16 protein-coding genes are annotated in these 18,108 nt (G+C 62.6%); 8 read left to right on the top strand and 8 right to left on the bottom strand.

What is annotated here, in order from left to right:
• Positions 1 to 275: 275 nt before the first annotated feature.
• The gene (purL, locus tag FBX99_RS01475) at positions 276 to 4,172 is read left to right on the top strand and encodes a phosphoribosylformylglycinamidine synthase (RefSeq protein WP_145130452.1); all 3,897 of its coding nucleotides are present in this window, start codon (positions 276 to 278) and stop codon (positions 4,170 to 4,172) included.
• Positions 4,173 to 4,176: 4 nt separating this feature from the next.
• The gene (locus tag FBX99_RS01470) at positions 4,177 to 4,488 is read left to right on the top strand and encodes a YqfO family protein (RefSeq protein WP_145130451.1); all 312 of its coding nucleotides are present in this window, start codon (positions 4,177 to 4,179) and stop codon (positions 4,486 to 4,488) included.
• A 103-nt stretch (positions 4,489 to 4,591) separates the two neighbouring features.
• Here FBX99_RS01470 and FBX99_RS01465 read toward each other — a convergent pair whose 3' ends face one another.
• The 6 genes from FBX99_RS01465 to FBX99_RS01440 form a co-directional block, all read right to left on the bottom strand.
• Positions 4,592 to 5,680, bottom strand: coding sequence for a hypothetical protein (locus tag FBX99_RS01465; RefSeq protein ID WP_145130449.1), 1,089 nt, complete (start codon positions 5,678 to 5,680; stop codon positions 4,592 to 4,594).
• 206 nt (positions 5,681 to 5,886) lie between these two features.
• The gene (gene nagE / locus FBX99_RS01460; protein WP_144931286.1) at positions 5,887 to 7,602 is read right to left on the bottom strand and encodes an N-acetylglucosamine-specific PTS transporter subunit IIBC; all 1,716 of its coding nucleotides are present in this window, start codon (positions 7,600 to 7,602) and stop codon (positions 5,887 to 5,889) included.
• 31 nt (positions 7,603 to 7,633) lie between these two features.
• Entirely contained in the window at positions 7,634 to 10,147 is a 2,514-nt protein-coding gene (gene ptsP / locus FBX99_RS01455) for a phosphoenolpyruvate--protein phosphotransferase (protein ID WP_145130448.1), read from the bottom strand.
• A gap of 26 nt (positions 10,148 to 10,173) precedes the next feature.
• Positions 10,174 to 11,196, bottom strand: coding sequence for an SIS domain-containing protein (locus FBX99_RS01450; RefSeq protein ID WP_144931290.1), 1,023 nt, complete (start codon positions 11,194 to 11,196; stop codon positions 10,174 to 10,176).
• On the bottom strand, positions 11,177 to 12,283 hold the full coding sequence (nagA, locus tag FBX99_RS01445; RefSeq protein ID WP_144931292.1) for an N-acetylglucosamine-6-phosphate deacetylase: 1,107 nt from the start codon (positions 12,281 to 12,283) through the stop codon (positions 11,177 to 11,179). The genes FBX99_RS01450 and nagA overlap by 20 nt, the downstream gene beginning before the upstream one ends.
• Positions 12,284 to 12,300: 17 nt before the next feature.
• Complete coding sequence (locus FBX99_RS01440; RefSeq protein ID WP_144931295.1) at positions 12,301 to 13,032, bottom strand: GntR family transcriptional regulator; 732 nt, start codon at positions 13,030 to 13,032, stop codon at positions 12,301 to 12,303.
• Positions 13,033 to 13,676: 644 nt separating this feature from the next.
• Between FBX99_RS01440 and FBX99_RS01435 the strand changes: the two genes are divergently transcribed.
• From FBX99_RS01435 to FBX99_RS01425, 3 genes are all read left to right on the top strand, one after another.
• Positions 13,677 to 14,300, top strand: coding sequence for a DUF6036 family nucleotidyltransferase (locus FBX99_RS01435; RefSeq protein ID WP_256662569.1), 624 nt, complete (start codon positions 13,677 to 13,679; stop codon positions 14,298 to 14,300).
• Positions 14,284 to 14,736, top strand: a complete 453-nt coding sequence (locus FBX99_RS01430; RefSeq protein ID WP_144931301.1) for a hypothetical protein — start codon at positions 14,284 to 14,286, stop codon at positions 14,734 to 14,736. The genes FBX99_RS01435 and FBX99_RS01430 overlap by 17 nt, the downstream gene beginning before the upstream one ends.
• A 249-nt stretch (positions 14,737 to 14,985) precedes the next feature.
• Entirely contained in the window at positions 14,986 to 15,342 is a 357-nt protein-coding gene (locus tag FBX99_RS01425; RefSeq protein WP_144924360.1) for a DUF6124 family protein, read from the top strand.
• A 167-nt stretch (positions 15,343 to 15,509) separates the two neighbouring features.
• Here the strand turns inward: FBX99_RS01425 and FBX99_RS01420 are convergent, their stop codons facing one another.
• Both FBX99_RS01420 and FBX99_RS01415 read right to left on the bottom strand, forming a co-directional pair.
• Complete coding sequence (locus FBX99_RS01420) at positions 15,510 to 16,016, bottom strand: murein L,D-transpeptidase family protein (RefSeq protein ID WP_144924365.1); 507 nt, start codon at positions 16,014 to 16,016, stop codon at positions 15,510 to 15,512.
• Positions 16,017 to 16,056: 40 nt separating this feature from the next.
• On the bottom strand, positions 16,057 to 16,608 hold the full coding sequence (locus tag FBX99_RS01415; RefSeq protein WP_144924368.1) for an NUDIX hydrolase: 552 nt from the start codon (positions 16,606 to 16,608) through the stop codon (positions 16,057 to 16,059).
• Positions 16,609 to 16,753: 145 nt separating this feature from the next.
• Between FBX99_RS01415 and FBX99_RS01410 the strand changes: the two genes are divergently transcribed.
• From FBX99_RS01410 to FBX99_RS01400, 3 genes are read left to right on the top strand one after another with little or no spacing between them, the layout of a single operon-like run.
• The gene (locus tag FBX99_RS01410) at positions 16,754 to 17,353 is read left to right on the top strand and encodes a CoA pyrophosphatase (protein ID WP_144924371.1); all 600 of its coding nucleotides are present in this window, start codon (positions 16,754 to 16,756) and stop codon (positions 17,351 to 17,353) included.
• A gap of 14 nt (positions 17,354 to 17,367) precedes the next feature.
• Positions 17,368 to 17,892: a gamma carbonic anhydrase family protein gene (locus FBX99_RS01405; protein WP_144924374.1), complete on the top strand. Its 525-nt coding sequence runs from the start codon at positions 17,368 to 17,370 to the stop codon at positions 17,890 to 17,892.
• A complete protein-coding gene (locus FBX99_RS01400; protein WP_144924378.1) occupies positions 17,889 to 18,098 on the top strand; it encodes a DUF1289 domain-containing protein in 210 nt (69 codons plus the stop codon). The genes FBX99_RS01405 and FBX99_RS01400 overlap by 4 nt, the downstream gene beginning before the upstream one ends.
• The last annotated feature ends 10 nt before the right edge of the window (positions 18,099 to 18,108 follow it).

Raw genomic sequence — 18,108 nt, 5'->3', positions numbered from 1 at the left:
GCAAACGGCCCTTGCCGCCATATCTCGACAGCGAAAGGCCAGTCTGCTAGCGGTTGCAAAACATGTCTGCAACACAAGCCGGCCGGCGCGTGGCGGGTTTTGTGCCGATTAAAAAAATCTCGGCACGAACATTGGAACGGACGTTCAACAAGGGTTTTGGTGCAGAGACCGACATTCGGCCCGCATCGCGGATGCCGTTTCGGGTGCCGTTGCCGACGGTTTAGGCTAGAATGCACGGCCTCAAAGCACACCCCCTTCCCGAGGCTGTCCCGAAGATGTTGATCCTGCGCGGCGCTCCTGCCCTTTCTGCCTTTCGCCACAGCAAACTCCTTGAGCAACTGAGCCAGAAGGTTTCGGCTGTCAGTGGCTTGTATGCTGAATTCGCTCACTTCGCCGAAGTCACCGGCGGTTTGACCGGCGACGAACAGCAGGTGCTCGCGCGCCTTCTGAAATACGGTCCCAGCGTTCCCGTCCAGGAGCCGGCCGGTCGCCTGTTCCTGGTACTGCCGCGCTTCGGCACCATTTCGCCGTGGTCGAGCAAGGCCAGCGACATCGCCCGCAACTGCGGCCTGGCGAAAATCCAGCGCCTGGAGCGCGGCATTGCCTTTTATGTTGCCGGTGAGTTCAGCGAGGCCGAGGCCCGACTGATCGCCGACAGCCTGCATGACCGCATGACCCAGGTCGTGCTGGGCAACCTGGAACAGGCCGCCGGCCTGTTCAGCCACGCCGAGCCCAAGCCACTGACCGCCATCGACGTGCTGGGCGGTGGCCGTGCCGCGCTGGAAAAAGCCAACGCCGAGCTTGGCCTGGCCCTGGCCGAAGACGAGATCGATTACCTGGTCAACGCCTTCCAGGGCTTGAAGCGCAACCCCCACGACATCGAACTGATGATGTTTGCCCAGGCCAACTCCGAGCACTGCCGCCACAAGATCTTCAACGCCAGTTGGGACATTGACGGCCAGAGCCAGGAAAAAAGCCTGTTCGGCATGATCAAGAACACCTACCAGATGCACAGCGAAGGCGTTCTGTCTGCTTATAAGGACAACGCTTCGGTGATCGTCGGCAGCGTTGCCGGCCGCTTCTTCCCGAATCCCGAGACCCGCCAGTACGGTGCGGTCCAGGAGCCGGTGCACATTCTGATGAAGGTCGAGACCCACAACCACCCGACCGCGATTGCGCCATTCCCGGGCGCGTCCACCGGCTCCGGTGGCGAGATCCGCGACGAAGGTGCAACCGGTCGCGGCGCCAAGCCCAAGGCTGGCCTGACCGGTTTCACCGTGTCGAACCTGCAGATCCCCGGCTTCGAACAACCGTGGGAAAAGCCTTACGGCAAGCCTGAGCGCATCGTCAACGCCCTCGACATCATGATCGAAGGCCCGCTGGGTGGCGCTGCGTTCAACAACGAATTCGGCCGTCCGGCCCTGACCGGTTACTTCCGTACCTTCGAGCAATCCATCACCACGCCCCGTGGCGAAGAAGTGCGCGGCTACCACAAGCCGATCATGCTCGCCGGCGGCATGGGCAACATTCGCGCCGAACACGTGCAGAAAGGCGAGATCGTGGTCGGCTCCAAGCTGATCGTCCTCGGCGGCCCGGCCATGCTGATCGGCCTGGGCGGCGGCGCGGCGTCCTCCATGGCCACCGGCACCAGCTCGGCGGACCTGGATTTCGCGTCGGTCCAGCGGGAAAACCCGGAAATGGAACGCCGTTGTCAGGAAGTCATCGACCGTTGCTGGCAGTTGGGTGACAAGAACCCGATCAGCTTCATCCACGACGTTGGCGCGGGCGGCCTGTCCAACGCCTTCCCGGAACTGGTCAACGACGGTGGCCGTGGTGGCCGCTTCGAGCTGCGCAACATTCCGAACGACGAACCGGGCATGGCCCCGCACGAAATCTGGAGCAACGAATCCCAGGAACGTTACGTCCTGGCAGTCGGCCCGGCCGACTTCGAGCGCTTCCAGGCGATCTGCGAGCGCGAGCGCTGCCCGTTCGCCGTGGTCGGCGAAGCCACTGCCGAGCCGCAACTGACCGTTACCGACAGCCACTTCGGCAACAGCCCGGTGGACATGCCACTGGAAGTGCTGCTGGGCAAGGCCCCGCGCATGCACCGTTCGGCCGTTCGCGAAACCGAGCTGGGCGACGATTTCGATCCGTCCACCCTCGACATCGCCGATTCCATCGAGCGCGTCCTGCATCACCCGGCCGTGGCGAGCAAGAGCTTCCTGATCACCATCGGTGACCGCACCATCACCGGCCTCGTGGCCCGTGACCAGATGGTCGGCCCGTGGCAGGTGCCGGTGGCTGATGTCGCCGTGACCGCCACCAGTTTCGACGTCTACACCGGTGAAGCCATGGCCATGGGCGAACGCACGCCGCTGGCCCTGCTGGACGCCCCGGCGTCGGGCCGCATGGCCATCGGCGAGGCGCTGACCAATCTTGCGGCCTCGCGCATCGGCAAGATTTCCGACATCAAGCTGTCGGCCAACTGGATGTCCGCCGCCGGCCATCCGGGTGAGGACGCCCGCCTGTACGACACCGTCAAGGCCGTCGGCATGGAGCTGTGCCCGGAACTGGGGATCACCATTCCGGTGGGCAAGGACTCCATGTCCATGGCCACGCGCTGGAACGAAGACGGCGTGGACAAGAGCGTGACCTCGCCGCTGTCGCTGATCGTGACCGGTTTCGCCCCGGTCATCGACATCCGCCAGACCCTGACCCCGCAACTGCGCATGGACAAGGGCACCACCGACCTGATCCTGATCGATCTGGGCCGTGGCCAGAACCGCATGGGCGCCTCGATCCTGGCCCAGGTGCATGGCAAGCTCGGCAAACAGGCACCTGACGTCGACGATGCCGAAGACCTGAAGGCGTTCTTCGCCGTCATCCAGGGCCTCAATGCCGACGGCCACCTGCTGGCCTACCACGACCGTTCCGATGGCGGCCTGCTGACCACCGTGATGGAAATGGCCTTCGCCGGCCACTGCGGCCTGAGCCTGACCCTCGACAGCGTGGCGGAATCCGCCGCCGAGATCCCGGCCATCCTGTTCAACGAAGAACTGGGTGCGGTGATCCAGGTTCGCCAGGACGCCACTCCGGACATCCTCGCCCAGTTCAGCGCGGCAGGCCTGGCCGATTGCGTCTCGGTGATCGGCCAGCCGATCAACAATGCCCACGTCAACATCACCTTCAATGGCGATACCGTCTTCGAAGGCCAGCGTCGCCTGTTGCAACGCCAGTGGGCTGAAACCAGTTACCAGATCCAACGCCTGCGGGACAACGCCGATTGCGCCGATCAGGAATTCGACGTCCTGCTGGAAGAAGACAACCCGGGCCTGAGCGCCAAGCTCAGCTACGACGTCAACCACGACGTGGCGGCGCCCTACATCAAGAAAGGCATTCGCCCACAAGTGGCGGTCCTGCGCGAGCAGGGCGTCAACGGCCAGGTAGAGATGGCGGCGGCGTTCGACCGTGCCGGTTTCAACGCGATCGACGTGCACATGAGCGACATCCTCGCCGGTCGTGTCGACCTGAACGACTTCAAGGGCATGGTGGCCTGTGGCGGTTTCTCCTACGGCGACGTGCTCGGTGCCGGTGAAGGCTGGGCCAAGTCGGCGCTGTTCAACAGCCGCGCCCGTGATGCGTTCCAAGGCTTCTTCGAGCGCACCGACAGTTTCACTCTGGGTGTGTGCAACGGTTGCCAGATGATGTCCAACCTGCACGAGCTGATCCCGGGCAGCGAGTTCTGGCCGCACTTCGTGCGTAACCGTTCCGAGCAGTTCGAAGCCCGCGTGGCGATGGTCCAGGTGCAGGAGTCGAACTCGATCTTCCTGCAGGGCATGGCCGGTTCGCGCATGCCGATCGCTATTGCCCACGGTGAAGGTCATGCGGAATTCGAAAGCGAAGAAGCGCTGCTCGAAGCCGACCTGTCCGGTTGCGTGTCGCTGCGGTTCGTCGATAACCACGGCAAGGTCACCGAAACCTACCCGGCCAACCCGAACGGCTCGCCGCGCGGGATCACTGGCCTGACCAGCCGCGACGGCCGCGTGACGATCATGATGCCGCACCCTGAGCGCGTATTCCGCGCGGTGCAGAACTCGTGGCGTTCGGACGACTGGAACGAAGACGCGCCATGGATGCGCATGTTCCGCAACGCCCGCGTCTGGGTGAACTAAAGGCGTGTACAAGCTCTGCTTCTTCGTCCCGGCCAGCCATGTGGACGAGGTCAAAAGTGCCGTATTCGCTGCCGGTGGCGGGCGGATCGGCGACTATGACCACTGCGCCTGGCAAGTGCTGGGCCAGGGCCAGTTTCGCCCCTTGGACGGCAGCCAGCCGTTCATTGGCGAAGCGGGACGGGTCGAGCAGGTCGAGGAATGGAAGGTGGAGCTTGTGGTGGCCGATGATTTGATCGGTGGGGTGGGGGATGCGTTGAAGCAAAGCCATCCCTACGAGACGCCGGCCTATGAAGTGTGGCGGTTGGAGGATTTCTGATCCTTCGCTCGTCGAATAAAAAACCCGCTGATTCAATCAGCGGGTTTTTTATTGGGCGAGGTTAATGATCAACCCTCAGGCGCGGCCACAATTGGTTGCATGGCTATTGATGCCGATTCTCGAGACGGCAGGCTTCTTTCTCGATGCCTATGCACTCGACTGGTTCAGTGATGCCTTTCTCGAACCGGCGAGCATTCATCAATAGCCCGCCCTTGATGCCGCCGATGAAGGCGAAGGCGCCTGGGCGGTTGCCGCTATGCTCCCCTGACAGATCCACCGCCACGCTGTTGGGCCTGACCTCATACACCCAGCCGCCGTTTGCCGCTTCCGTGACCGCCCAGATCTTGGCGTCGCTATAGTCACGAAACGCCACGATGACCGATTGAACGGAAGGAGACTCCGGGCTGCTCGCCCAGCGCAAGACCGGTGGTTGCGAGTTTCTTGCCCGTAAGCCACTGGTCAGTGCATCCGCCCCTTGTACGGGGTTGATTCTCAAGGAGCCCACCGCCCAGAGAGATTCTTTGTTCGTCACCCAGGCCAGGCCTTCTGGTGGGGTAATCTTGCTCCAATCGATGGGCGTCGCCGCGACTTCCAGCATCGTCTCGTGACCGGAGGGTTCATGATAGCCCAGGTTGGCGACGCAATTGGTCAGGTCGGTTTTTTTGCAGGCCTGCTTGATAAACTGCCCTTTGACCCCGCCGGGGTAGCTGATCTCTTCCTCGCCGATGATGGGCCCCCCCGATTCCTGTTGGTCGATGCCATGGGGGGCCTTGAACTCGAATACCCATTCATTGGCAAAGCTCTGGGCGATACGCTGGCTACGCGTGGTACTGCTGTAGACCGAGCGCTGGGCCCCAGCCCCGTGCTTGAACCAGTCGTACATCCACGTGGCCTCAGGGAAGGCCACGGATTTGGGCAGCAAGCCGTCCCGGAAAGCCTCCAGGCCTTGATTGGTCGTGTCTCCCCGATAGAGCGTGTCCAGGTCGGTCCGCCAACGCAATAAGGGTTGGGTCTTGCGGATATCCACGCTTGGATCCGCCGTGACTTGCAGCCAGGCTTCGTACCAGGGTTCTTCTTTTCGGTGCTGGGAGAGCTGGGTCGCTCCCCACGCGTTATTGCCTGGCTGCCACGCCGCTCCGATTATCACCACCGCGACAGTTGTCGCCCGTATGAAACCGTTGCCTTTATTCATGATCTGGACACCTCAGCTGAAACGAGGGCGCCAATCGAATCACATACCTCATGATGAAATATCTTCGAATTGACAGTTGTGCTACCCGGTTGCGCGGTGCGGAGGCACTGTTGGAAGTGCGCCTCCCCGGCTTGGCGGGAGCTTGGGTTGATCGCCTTGGGTCTGCTGCGCAGCCCAGCGGGAGCATGCTCCCTCGCCACAGGGGGCTAGGCCCCTGCATCGATCTTGCGACCATGCGCCAGACCATCCAATGCCTGCCATAACCTCGGCGCCTTCTCCCCCAGCAGTAAGTGCCAGACGCCACCTTCCAGCGGGCTCATACCCTGACAACCTAACCTTTGGAGCTGACTTTCCGACAAGCTCCTGTCGTCGGCCAGCCGCACCCGTAACCGGCTCGTCGCCACGCAATCGAGCTGCAGGAGGTTGTCCTGGCCTCCCAGGGCGTCCAGCCATTGTTGCGCTTCGGTGCTGGAAAGGGCGGCTGGCGTCGTCGGTACAGGGACATTCGGTACCGGCGCGGTGACCGGGCGAGTGAAAGAGGGCACTGCCAGGCGGATTTCATCGGCTATGCTGTCGGCCATCGGCCCTACCACCACCTGCAGGCTCCCGCCGTTACCGGGGCGCACCACGGCCATGGCGCCGAGGGCCTTGAGCTGGGCGTCGGACGCCTTGTTGCGATCCACCATGTCCAGCCGCAAGCGCGTGGTGCAGGCACCGATGGTAATCAGGTTGTCAGCACCGCCCAACGCCTGGATGTAGGCCGCAGCCCGCTGGTTTTCGGTGATGGTCGGTTTGTCGCCTGCCGGCACCTCTTCACGCCCCGGAGTCTTCAGGTCGAAGCGGCGGATGCAGAAGTCGAACACGGTGTAGTAAATCACCGCGTAGGCCAGGCCCACCGGGACGACCAGCCAGCCGTTGTTCGATTTGCCCCAGCCCAGGACCATGTCGATGAAGCCGCCGGAGAAGGTAAAGCCCAGGCGGATGTTCAGCCAGTCGGTGATGGCCATCGACAGCCCGGTGAGCAAGGCATGCAACAGGAACAGCAACGGCGCGAGGAACATGAAGGCGAATTCCACCGGTTCGGTGACCCCGGTGAGAAACGAGGTCAGCGCCATGGACAGCAGAATCCCGCCCATGACTTTGCGCCGCTGGGGCAAGGCGTTGCGGTACATCGCCAGGCAGGCGGCGGGCAGGCCGAAAAGCATCACCGGGAACATGCCGGTCATGAACTGGCCGCCGTTGGGGTCGCCGGCAAAATAGCGGGTCAGGTCGCCGGTCACCACCGCACCGGTGTGCGGGTCGGTGAAGCTGCCGAAGATGAACCAGGCCATGTTGTTGAGGATATGGTGCAGACCGGTGACGATGAGCAGTCGGTTGAACACCCCGAACACGAATGCACCCAGGCTGCCACTTTCCATCAACAGCGCGCCGAAGCTGTTGATGCCTTGCTGGATCGGCGGCCAGATCAGGCCGAACACCAGTCCCAGGCCCACCGCGCTGAAGCCGGTGACAATCGGCACGAAACGCCGGCCACCGAAGAACGCCAGGTACTCCGGCAGTTTGATGTCCTTGAATCGGTTATACAGTGCCCCCGCGAGCAGGCCGCTGATGATCCCGGCGAGCATGCCCATGTTGATGCTGGCGTCGAGCACCTTCAGCGTGGCGATCATTACCAGATAACCGATGGCCCCGGCCAACCCCGCCGTACCGTTATTGTCCCGGGCGAAACCCACGGCGATGCCGATGGCGAAGATCATCGCCAGGTTGGCGAAGATCGCCTGCCCGGCAGCGTGGATGATGGCGATGTTCAGAAGATCGGCGTCGCCCAGGCGCAGCAAAAGGCCGGCGATCGGCAGGATCGCAATGGGCAGCATCAGTGCCCGGCCGAGACGTTGCAGTCCTTCGATGAAATGCTGGTACATGGCGGTTCTCCCTTATTGTTCTTCGACGTACTCAGCCCAGGGGCCAGTGTTGATGACAGGCCTGGCGCACCGCAGCGGCACTGCCCAGATTCAGCAATTCGGCGCTGAGGCAAGCGCACTTGACGGCATCGAGGTCGCGCACCCGCGCCTTGATCTCGCCGATCTGCGCCGGGCTGACCGACAGTTCGCGCACGCCCAGCCCCACCAGCACCGGCGTCGCCAACGGATCGGAAGCCAGGGCGCCGCACACGCCGATCCAGCGCCCATGCCTGGCCGCGCCGGCGCAGGCCTGGGCAATCAGTCGCAACAGTGCCGGGTGCAGGGCATCGACCCGGGCGGCAAGGCCGGCGTGGTCGCGGTCCATGGCGAGGGTGTACTGCGAAAGGTCGTTGGTGCCGATGGACAGGAAGTCCGCATGCTCGGCCAGTTGTTCGGCCAGCAAAGCGGCCGCCGGTACTTCGATCATCACCCCTAGTTGCGGCCGTTCGCTCAGGCCCGATTCCCTGGCCAATGCATCCAGGCGCTGGCGGATGTGCAGCAGTTCATCGACTTCGGTGACCATCGGCAACAGGATCCGGCAACGGTCCAGCGGACGGGTTTGCAGCAAGGCTCGCAGTTGCTGGTCGAGCAATTCCGGGCGCACCTGAGCCAGGCGAATACCCCGCAGGCCCAGCACCGGGTTGGCTTCGGTCGGCAGCGGCAGGTAATCCAGTTGTTTGTCGCCGCCGACATCGATGGTGCGGATGATCACCGGCTTGTCGCCCATGGCGTCGAGCACGGCTTGATAGCTTTGGCGCTGTTCTGCTTCGCCCGGGGCCTTTTGGCGGTCGACGAAGAGGAATTCGGTGCGCAACAGCCCCACACCGTCGGCGCCGTTCGCCAAGGCCTCGGCCGCATCGGCGCTGGAGGCGACGTTGGCCGCCACTTCGACAATCACCCCATCTACGGTGCGGGCCGGTGTGTGGGCGCTGGCGTGTTGTTGAGCGCGGCGAGCGGCTCGCTGGGCATGTGCCTGTTGCACCTGGGTCAAGCGCTCGGCGGTGGGACGCAGTTCGAGGCGGCCTGCGTCGGCGTCCAGCACCACCGACTGACCCTGTTCCTGTTCCAACAGCGCCGCGCCCAGCGCTACCAGGCACGGCATCCCTTTGCCTCGGGCCAGGATGGCCACGTGGGAGGTGGAGCCGCCCTCGACCATGCACACCCCGGCCACACCCTGGGCGCTGAGTTGCAGCAGGTCCGACGGGGTCAACTCCTGGGCAGAGACAATTGCCCCCGTCGGCACGTCGAATTGCCAGGTTTCCCCCAGCAGTGCCCGCAGGACCCGCTGGCGCAGGTCACGCAGGTCGTTGGCGCGCTCGGCCAGCAGCGTGCTGCCCAGTTGCTCCAGCACCCGGCATTGCGCGTCGATGGATTGGCTCCAGGCGTGGGTCGCGGCGCTGCCCTGGTCGATGCACAGGTGAGCGGCGTCCAGCAGGATCGGGTCTTCCAGAAGCGCCAGGTGGGCGCTGAAAATCGCTTCTTCGTCGCGGTTGCGCCGGGCCCTGGCGTTGTCCAGCGTCAGGTGGATGTCACGGCTGACGTGGGCCAAGGCACGGCTCAGTTGCTGGCGCTGATCCTCGACATCGTGGCCGCCCGCATCCTCCGGCAACTGAATACCGTTGAGCCGGACCAGCGGCCCGGCCACCAGGCCGGAGGCGGCGCATACGCCGTGCAGCACGCCATCTTCGGCTGGGCGGCCATGGGTTTTGAGCGCAGGCGCTGCGGCGTGGGCTTCCTCGGCCAGGGCGGTGGACAAGGTTATCAGCAACGCTTGCAGCGCCGCTTCGGCATCGTTGCCACGGCAACTGACCTGCACTTCTGCCTGCTCGGTGATCGCAAGGCCCATCATCCCCATGAGGCTGTCGCAGGAGGCCGACTTGCCGCCGAAATGCAGCTGCGAGCGACTCTTGAAGCCTTGGGCGGTCTGGCGTATCAATGCCGCCGGCCGCGCGTGCAGACCGCCGCGATGGGCGATGCGGATCTGGCCGAAAACCTCGATGCCGACGTCCTGAGGTTCGGCCGTTGACGAGCCTGTCGACGCGGCGACGATATGCAGCAGAGGCTCGCCGACCTTTACGCCCTTGAGGGTGACAGGCAGCGCCTGGAAGCGCTCGCCATTGGTGATGACCAACAGGCTGACCAGGCTCTTGCAGCGCAGCGCCACTTTATCCACGTCATAACGCAGCAAGGGCTGGCCGTTGCTGACCCGTGCACCTTCCTTGACCAGCATGGAGAAACCGTCGCCACGCAGCTCGACGGTGTCCAGCCCCAGGTGCAGCAGCAGTTCGGCGCCATTGTCGGCCCGCAGGGTCACGGCGTGGCCGGTGCGGGCGACATGGATCACTTCGCCGTCACAGGGTGCATAGAGGGTGTCGTTCAGCGGATCGATGGCGATCCCGTCGCCCATGGCGCCGCTGGCGAACACGGCGTCCGGAACATTGGCGAGGGTGAGCACCGGGCCGCTGAGCGGGGCGCTGAGGGTCAACTCTTTATTATTGTTGGGCATGGCGCGCTCTCATCAGGCTTCGTTAGTCAGTGCGTACGGGTGACTTTGCTCAGGTGCCGCGGTTGGTCGGGGTTCAGGCCCCGGGCCACGGAGAGCTGGGCAGCCATCCCGTAAAAGCTCTGGATCGCCAGGATCGGGTCCAGGGCCGGGTGTTCGGCGCGGCTCAGGGTCAGGTCGCGTTCGGCAATGTCATCGGGCGCCGCCAGCAAGACCCGGGCGCCGCGCTGGCGCATGTCGCCGGCCAGGCTCAACACGCCGGCCTGCTCGGCGCCGCGAGGGGCGAAGACCAGCAGCGGATAGTTCTCATCGATCAGCGCCATCGGCCCGTGGCGCACCTCGGCGCTGCTGAAGGCTTCAGCTTGGATCGCCGAGGTTTCCTTGAACTTGAGCGCTGCTTCCTGGGCGATGGCGAACCCGGCGCCACGGCCGATCACCATCAGCCGCTGACAGGCGCGCAGGGCCTCGACGGCGGGGCTCCAATCCTGATGGGCGGCCTCGCGCAAACCGTCGGGCAGGGCAGTGCCGGCCTCCAGCAATTCGGCGTCGTCCTTCCACTGGGCCACCAACCGTGCGCTGGCGCTGAGGGTGGCGATGAAACTCTTGGTGGCGGCGACGCTGCTTTCGACGCCGGCGCACAGCGGCACGCTGAATTCACACGCCGCTTCCAGGGGCGAATCGAGGGCATTGACCAGGGCCACGCTCAAGGCACCGCGCTTGCGTAACAGGCGCAGGCTGTTGACCAGGTCCGGGCTCTGTCCCGACTGGGAAAAGCCGAACGCCACTTGGCCGCTGACCTTGAGCGGTGCCTGCTGCATGGTCACCACCGACATCGGCAACGACGCCACCGGCAAACCCAGTTGCTGCATGGTCAGGTAGGCGAAGTAGCTGGCGGCGTGGTCGGAACTGCCACGGGCGATGGTCATCGCCACTTGCGGCGGCTGACGGCGCAAGCGTCCGGCGATTTCCCGCAAGGCCGGGTCCAGCTGCTGTAACTGGCGTTCGACGGCTTCACAGGCGGCGAGGGCCTCTTCAAGCATTTTGGAAGTCAATGGCTTCTCCTTCGACCATCACGTCGGTCAGGGTCAGGGAACGGTCAAGGCGCACGCAGTCGGCCCAGGCGCCGGGGTGCAGGCGACCGCGCTCGGGCAGGCCGAGGTAGTCGGCGGGAAACTGAGACAGGCGTTGCGAGGCTTCGGCGATGGGCAGGCCGATTTTCACCAGGTTGCGCAGGGCCTGGTCCATGGTCAGGGTGCTGCCAGCCAGGGTGCCATCGGCCAGCCGCACGCCGCCCAGACATTTGGTCACGGTGTGGCTGCCCAGCTTGTACTCGCCGTCGGGCATGCCCGCGGCCGCGGTGGAGTCGGTGACGCAGTACAGGCATGGGATCGAACGCAAGGCCACGCGCATGGCGCCGGGGTGGACGTGGAGCAAGTCGGGGATCAGCTCGGCATATTGCGCATGGGCGAGGGCCGCGCCGACGATCCCCGGTTCGCGGTGATGCAGCGGGCTCATGGCGTTGTACAAATGGGTGAAACTGCTGGCCCCGGCCGCCAACGCCGCGACGCCTTCTTCGTAGCTGCCCAGGGTGTGGCCGATCTGCATGCGCACGCCTCGGGCACTGAGGGCGCGGATCAAGGCATCGTGGCCGGCGATTTCAGGGGCGATGGTCATCACCCGGATCGGCGCCAGGGCCAGATAGCCTTCCACTTCAGCCATCAGCGCGGTGTGGGCGAAGTTCGGTTGCGCGCCCAGTTTGCCGGGGTTGATGTAAGGGCCTTCCAAGTGCACGCCCAGGACCCGGGCGCTGCCGTTCGGACGCTGCTCACAGAACTCGCCGAGGGCCTGCAGCACGCTGGCGATCTCTTCGCTGGGCGCGGTCATGGTGGTGGCCAAGAGTGCGGTGGTGCCAAAACGCAGGTGGGTGCGGGCGATGGTCTCGAACGCCGGGGCGCCTTGCATGATGTCCTTGCCACCACCGCCATGGACATGCAGGTCGATAAAACCGGGCAGCAGGTAGGGCAGGTCGTTACCCGCCGGGTCGCAGGGCTGGCCTTCGATGGCCACGACTCTACCGTGCTCATGGAGCAGGCGGCCGCGAACCCAGCCGTCGCAGGTGAGGATGTTGTCTTCGGACATGGGAATTCTCTGGTCGTCTAGCGCCGCAGTTCTGCGACAAAGTCGTAGTAGTCGTTGCGGCAATAGGTGTCGGTGACTTCGATGGGCGTGTTGTCTTCCAGGTAGCCGACCCGGGTCATCAGCAGCATGGCGGTGCCCGGGGCGATGCCCACCAGGGCGGCGAACTCGTCCGAGGCGTTGATGGCCTGGATGTGTTGCAGGGCGCGCACCACCGGCTTGCCGATGCTGTCGAGAAACGCGTAGAGCGAATCGCCCACCGCCTGTGGCTTGGGAATAATCGAGGCGGGCAGGGTGCTCATCTCGATGGCCATGACCGTATCGTCGGCCTTGCGCAGGCGCTTGAGTCGCGCAACCTTGTCGGCGGGCGACAGGCCCAGGCGGATCAGTTCTTCGTGGGTCGGCGGGGTGATGTCCCGTTCCAGCCACCGGGAGCCGGGCACGAAACCCTTGAGCCGCAGCATTTCACTGAAGCCGCTCAGGCGTGACAGCGGTTGTTCCAGGCGCGGGGTGATGAACGTGCCCGAGCCTTGGTTGCGACGGATCAGGCCTTGTTCGAACAACACTTCCAGTGCCTTGCGGGCGGTGACCCGGGAAATGCCGAGTTGCTCGCTCAAGCTGCGTTCGGACGGCATGGCTTGTTCGGCTTTCCATTGGCCGGCGTGGATTGCGGCTTCCAGGTTGCGGGCCAGTTGCAGGTACAGCGGTGTGGGCTGGGTGTCGTCGGGGCGTAGGGCCTGGATGTCGTTCATGTGGTGTCCGATGCGGTTATTGAGTTGTTTGTCGCCCGGTAAGTGGGGTGGAAACTAATACCACTTGAATACCATGTCAACGCTGCTTGCCCAGGGTTTAGTGGCGTTGTTGGAGAGGTTTGGTGGGGTGGGATGAAAGTGGTATTAGAGGTCAGGGATTCAACGGCAAGGATCGCCGCCTGCGACAACGCCTAGGGTGCGAACTGGTATTCATCTGTAGGCAATTTCTGAAGGCAGGATTTTTATTTTTCGATGCTGACGGGCGGTCGTCCGAGACTACCCGGGCTGACGCGCTGTTGTGGCGAGGGGATTTATCCCCGCAGGGGCCGCAGCGGTCCTAAAACCTGACAACGGTGTCAGGCAAATTGAGTTGCCTACTTTGGGGCTGCTTTGCAGCCCAGCGGGAGCAAGCTCCCTCGCCACAGAAACTGCGGTCTGTCAGACGCACCGAAGTTTCCGACATGTTTTTAGGGTTGTCCCTCGGAAGTAGGGGCTCTAGCTTTCAGAACTCGCGGTCCCTCGGGCATGAGCCCCAACATCTCCAAGTGTAAGCTATCACTCACTGGCCGGTGGCAAGGCAGGGTGGCAGCTCTGCGCTCCAAGGAGCAACATCAGCATCTGAGGTCAATATGGAATTGCCGGACATGATCATCCCCCGTCTGAATATGAACACCGCTCTGGGGCAGGCTTTGGTTTCAATGTTCAAGTCCGTCGAAGCGGAGCTGACGGTCGAAAATGCAAAACCAGGGGCGGTTAAAGTCATCGTGTTCGGTGGGTGCGCAGTGCACCTTTATACAAATCATCGTGTTTCTACTGATGTTGACGCTGAAATTTATGAGGCCAGCCTCCCGGAAGACTTCCATCTTCGAACGTTACTCGCAGAGATACCCGAGCGATTTGTCGATGAGAGGTCTGGCCGGTTGATGGAGCTAAACTACGACCTGCAATACAACACAAGCTTTGGTCCGATTCACGAGGACTACTGGGTCCGAAGTCTACCCCTTGAAGAGTTTCCGCTAGAGTCCCCTCTCCACGTTCACATTGCTGCACCTGTGGATATTGCAATTTCAAAACTGGGTAGGGCAACGGATCAGGACATTGGCGATATCATGGCCCTCCTGAGAGCAGGCTTCATATTGACCGCCGAGCTGCGCCGACTGGCATTGCAGGCGATTGATGTATATGTTGGCAACAAAGAGCCCCCAACCTCGGTCCTTACCTACATTTTGAAAAGTTATTTGGAGAATACAGATGACAAAGCCTGCTAACGGCCGCGTCCTCTCATCCGCTCTGGACACATTGGTCAAAAGCCCATTGAAGCAGGCAGATGACGCTGCGCTTGTGAGTGCAGCCAAGGCTGTCTGGTATTCAAATTCGGACCTGATGAGTGTCGCTCAGGCTTTTCTAAGTCGGCACGCTGATGAGGTCGAGGTTCGTCGCGCAGGGTATTTGCTCGAGCGGTTCACCCGTTTTTCATGCGTAACCGATAGCCGTGTGTCGGAAGTCTTCAAGGCGCTTGAGCTGTTCTGGCGTTCGGCACCTAAGCATGAAGTGACTTCACAGGCCGCTGTTACGCTTCGCAGTCGTCGTGATGAACTCGCCCTCTCGTGGGGGATGAGTGAAGGTCTTGGTTTGAAGGTACAGGTCCTCATGCCTTTTCAGACTCGGCATTATGAGGCTGAGCAGCGCGCAGCATTTGTTTGAATCCAAATGTTGTGATCAAACCCGGCTTAGGCCGGGTTTTTTGTTGTGTGAATGATCCTCATGCGGCGAGGGTGGTCTGTCAGACGCATCGAAGTTTCTGACACGTTTTTAGGGTTGTCCCTCGGAAGCGAGGGCTCTAGCCTTTGGGTGTCGCTGCCAGTTCAGTGACCGGGCTTGACCGACCGAAGAATCACAGGGTATTGGCCCGGACAGTTTGTCCTGGGCTCCGTTAATTTAAGGAGTTTCCCTTTGAAAGATGATTCGAACGTTCGCAAGCCCGCAGCCACCTTCCCCTACGGCGACTACGCCCCCGAAAAGCTGCAAGAAGCCGCTGATCGTGCGCTGGACCATTACCTCAAACCCCAGGACAACCCGCCAGAACCCAAGCCCTCGCCGCAATTGTTCAACGTGAGCGATGCTGTCGACACCGAAGTCCTGCTGGCCAACCTCAGCGAAACCCTGGCCTCGGCCAATGCCATGCTCAGCGACCTGGCCTTCGACCTTGACGGCTCGCGGCGACATGTGGCGCTGGGGGTGGCGCAGATGATTGAGTTGGGCGCGCTGTTGGCGGACAAGGCGCTGGATCGGGTGGAGCTACGGGTTTGATGGCGTAAGGGCCGGCGTCATCGCGAGCAGGCTCGCTCCCACAGGGGGGTGTTCACAGATGTGTGGACCCCCTGTGGCGAGGGGATGAATCCCCTCGCCACAAAAGCTTTCATGTCGCAACAAGGCTTCCATGCCTCAACAAGCGCTTGCCACATAAGAGACAGAGGCTACGGCCGAATCTCGATCATCGTGCCATCCGGTACCAGATTCCAGACTTCGCGCATATCGACGTTGCGCATGGCAATGCAGCCATCGGTCCAATCCAGGGTGTGGAACAGCTGTTCAGGGTTTTCCTCGGAATCCGGCGTGCCGTGGATCATGATCATGCCCCCCGGCTCCACGCCTTCACGGCGGGCGCGGGCGGCGTCGCTGATGTTGGGGTAGGAGATGTGCATCGACAGGTAGAACCGGTCGCTGACCTTGCGCCAGTCGATCCAGTAGAAACCCTCGGGGGTGCGTTTGTCGCCCTCGATCAGCTTGGGGCCTTTCTTGGCGCCCTTGCCCAGGGAAATGCGATAGGTCTTGAGCGGCTTGCCGTCGTTGATCAATTGCAATTGATGAGCGGACTTGAGTACCAGCACTTTTTCGATGGGCTTGCCGTCGTAGGTTCCCACCGCAGAAGCCTGGGACACAGCAGCGAACGTCAAGCAGAACAGCACAAGCAACCAGCGCATTGAAACGGTATCCCTAGAGGTGTGGTGACGGTATGGTTTTTCAGGTCTTGGCAGGTTGAGCCAGCGGCGGGATCGATTCGGATCGCACCGGGTATTGCTCGGTTCGTCGGTCAGCATAGAAGTATTCCAAGGTCCGGCCCACTGTGCGGAAGGCCAGTTCGTCCCAGGGAATGTCCGCTTCTTCGAACAGTTTCACTTCCAGGCTCTCGGGGCCGGCGGCGAAATCCTCGTCCACCAGCTCGGCGCGGAAGAATACATGCACCTGGCTGATGTGCGGCACGTCGATCAACGTATAGATGTTCAGATTTCGCACCCGGGCGCAGGCTTCCTCGGCGGTTTCGCGCTCGGCGGCCTGTTCGACGGTTTCGCCGTTTTCCATGAAGCCCGCCGGCAGCGTCCAGTAACCGCGTCGCGGCTCGATGGCGCGGCGGCACAGCAGGACTTTGCTGCCCCAGGTCGGTACGCAGCCGGCCACGATGTTGGGGTTCTGGTAGTGGATGGTGTGGCAGGTGTCGCAGACAAAGCGCAGGCGCGAGTCGCCTTCGGGTATGCGCTGGGTCACCGGGTTACCGCACTGACTGCAGAATTTCATGCTTGGGTTCCTGAATGCTGCGCCTATCTTGGCGTGCGGGGCGGGTGTCGGCAAGTTGTCGTTTCGCGACACGACGCAGTCCGGGGGTTGGGCGGCTTGAACGATTGGTGCATGATGCAAGGTAGCGAATAAATCGAGAAGTCTCATGCTGGACGAGCTACTGCATCGAGTAAGCAACCATACCCCGCGTGACCTGCAGGTCGACCGACGTTTCCCTGAAGCCGCGGTGCTGGTGCCGATCACCCGCAGTGACGAGCCGGAGCTGGTACTGACCTTACGCGCCAGCGGGCTCTCGACCCATGGCGGCGAAGTGGCCTTTCCCGGTGGACGGCGTGACCCGGAGGACCCGGACCTGGTGTTCACCGCCCTGCGTGAAGCCGAAGAGGAAATCGGCCTGCCCCCCGGCCTGGTGGAAGTGATCGGCCCACTCAGCCCGTTGATTTCGCTGCATGGCATCAAGGTCACCCCCTATGTCGGGGTGATTCCGGATTTCGTCGAATACCAGGCCAACGATGCCGAGATTGCCGCGGTCTTCAACGTACCGTTGGAGTTTTTCCGCAAGGATCCCCGCGAACACACCCATCGCATCGATTACCAGGGCTGCAGTTGGTACGTGCCCAGTTACCGCTTTGGCGAGTACAAGATCTGGGGCCTGACGGCGATCATGATCGTAGAGTTGGTGAACCTGCTGTTCGACGCCGGCATTGACCTGCACAAACCACCCAGAAGCTTTATCGATACCTGAGCCCGAGGATCCTCATGAAATACCGCCTGGGCGAAGCCCGTGTCGAAACCCACCCACAGAGCTGGGTCGCGCCCAATGCCACGCTGGTGGGCAAGGTCCGCCTCGAAGAAGGCGCGAGTGTCTGGTTCAACGCCGTGCTGCGCGGCGATAACGAGTTAATCCTGATCGGCAAGGACAGCAACGTGCAGGACGGCACGGTGATGCACACCGACATGGGCTTTCCCCTGACTATCGGCACCGGCGTGACCATTGGCCATAACGCCATGCTCCATGGCTGCACGGTGGGGGATTACAGCCTCATTGGCATCAATGCGGTGATCCTCAACGGTGCGAAAATCGGCAAAAACTGCATCATCGGCGCCAATGCGCTGATCGGTGAAAACAAGGAAATCCCCGACGGTTCGTTGGTGATGGGCTCGCCGGGCAAGGTCGTGCGGGAATTGACCGAGGCCCAGAAGAAGATGCTCGAGGCCAGTGCTGCGCATTACGTCCACAATGCGCAGCGCTACGGCCGCGACCTGGCCGAGCAGGAATCATGAACAGCGTCGAACGTCCGGTGCCATCGCCCTGCGTGAGCATCTGCTCGCTGGACGATGACGACGTCTGCACCGGCTGCCAGCGCACCGTGTCCGAAATCACCCGTTGGCGCAGCATGGACAACGATGAACGGCGTAGCGTATTGGCCTTGTGTCATGAACGGGCGAAGGCCAGCGGGTTGGTGTGGATGTTGCCGGGAAGGTCCTGAATCATGAGGA

The sequence above is a fragment of the Pseudomonas sp. SJZ074 genome, assembly GCF_007828215.1.
GTDB lineage: Bacteria > Pseudomonadota > Gammaproteobacteria > Pseudomonadales > Pseudomonadaceae > Aquipseudomonas.
The sequence above is the reverse complement of the archived record's forward strand: the minus strand, read 5'-3'. Positions and strand labels throughout refer to the sequence as shown.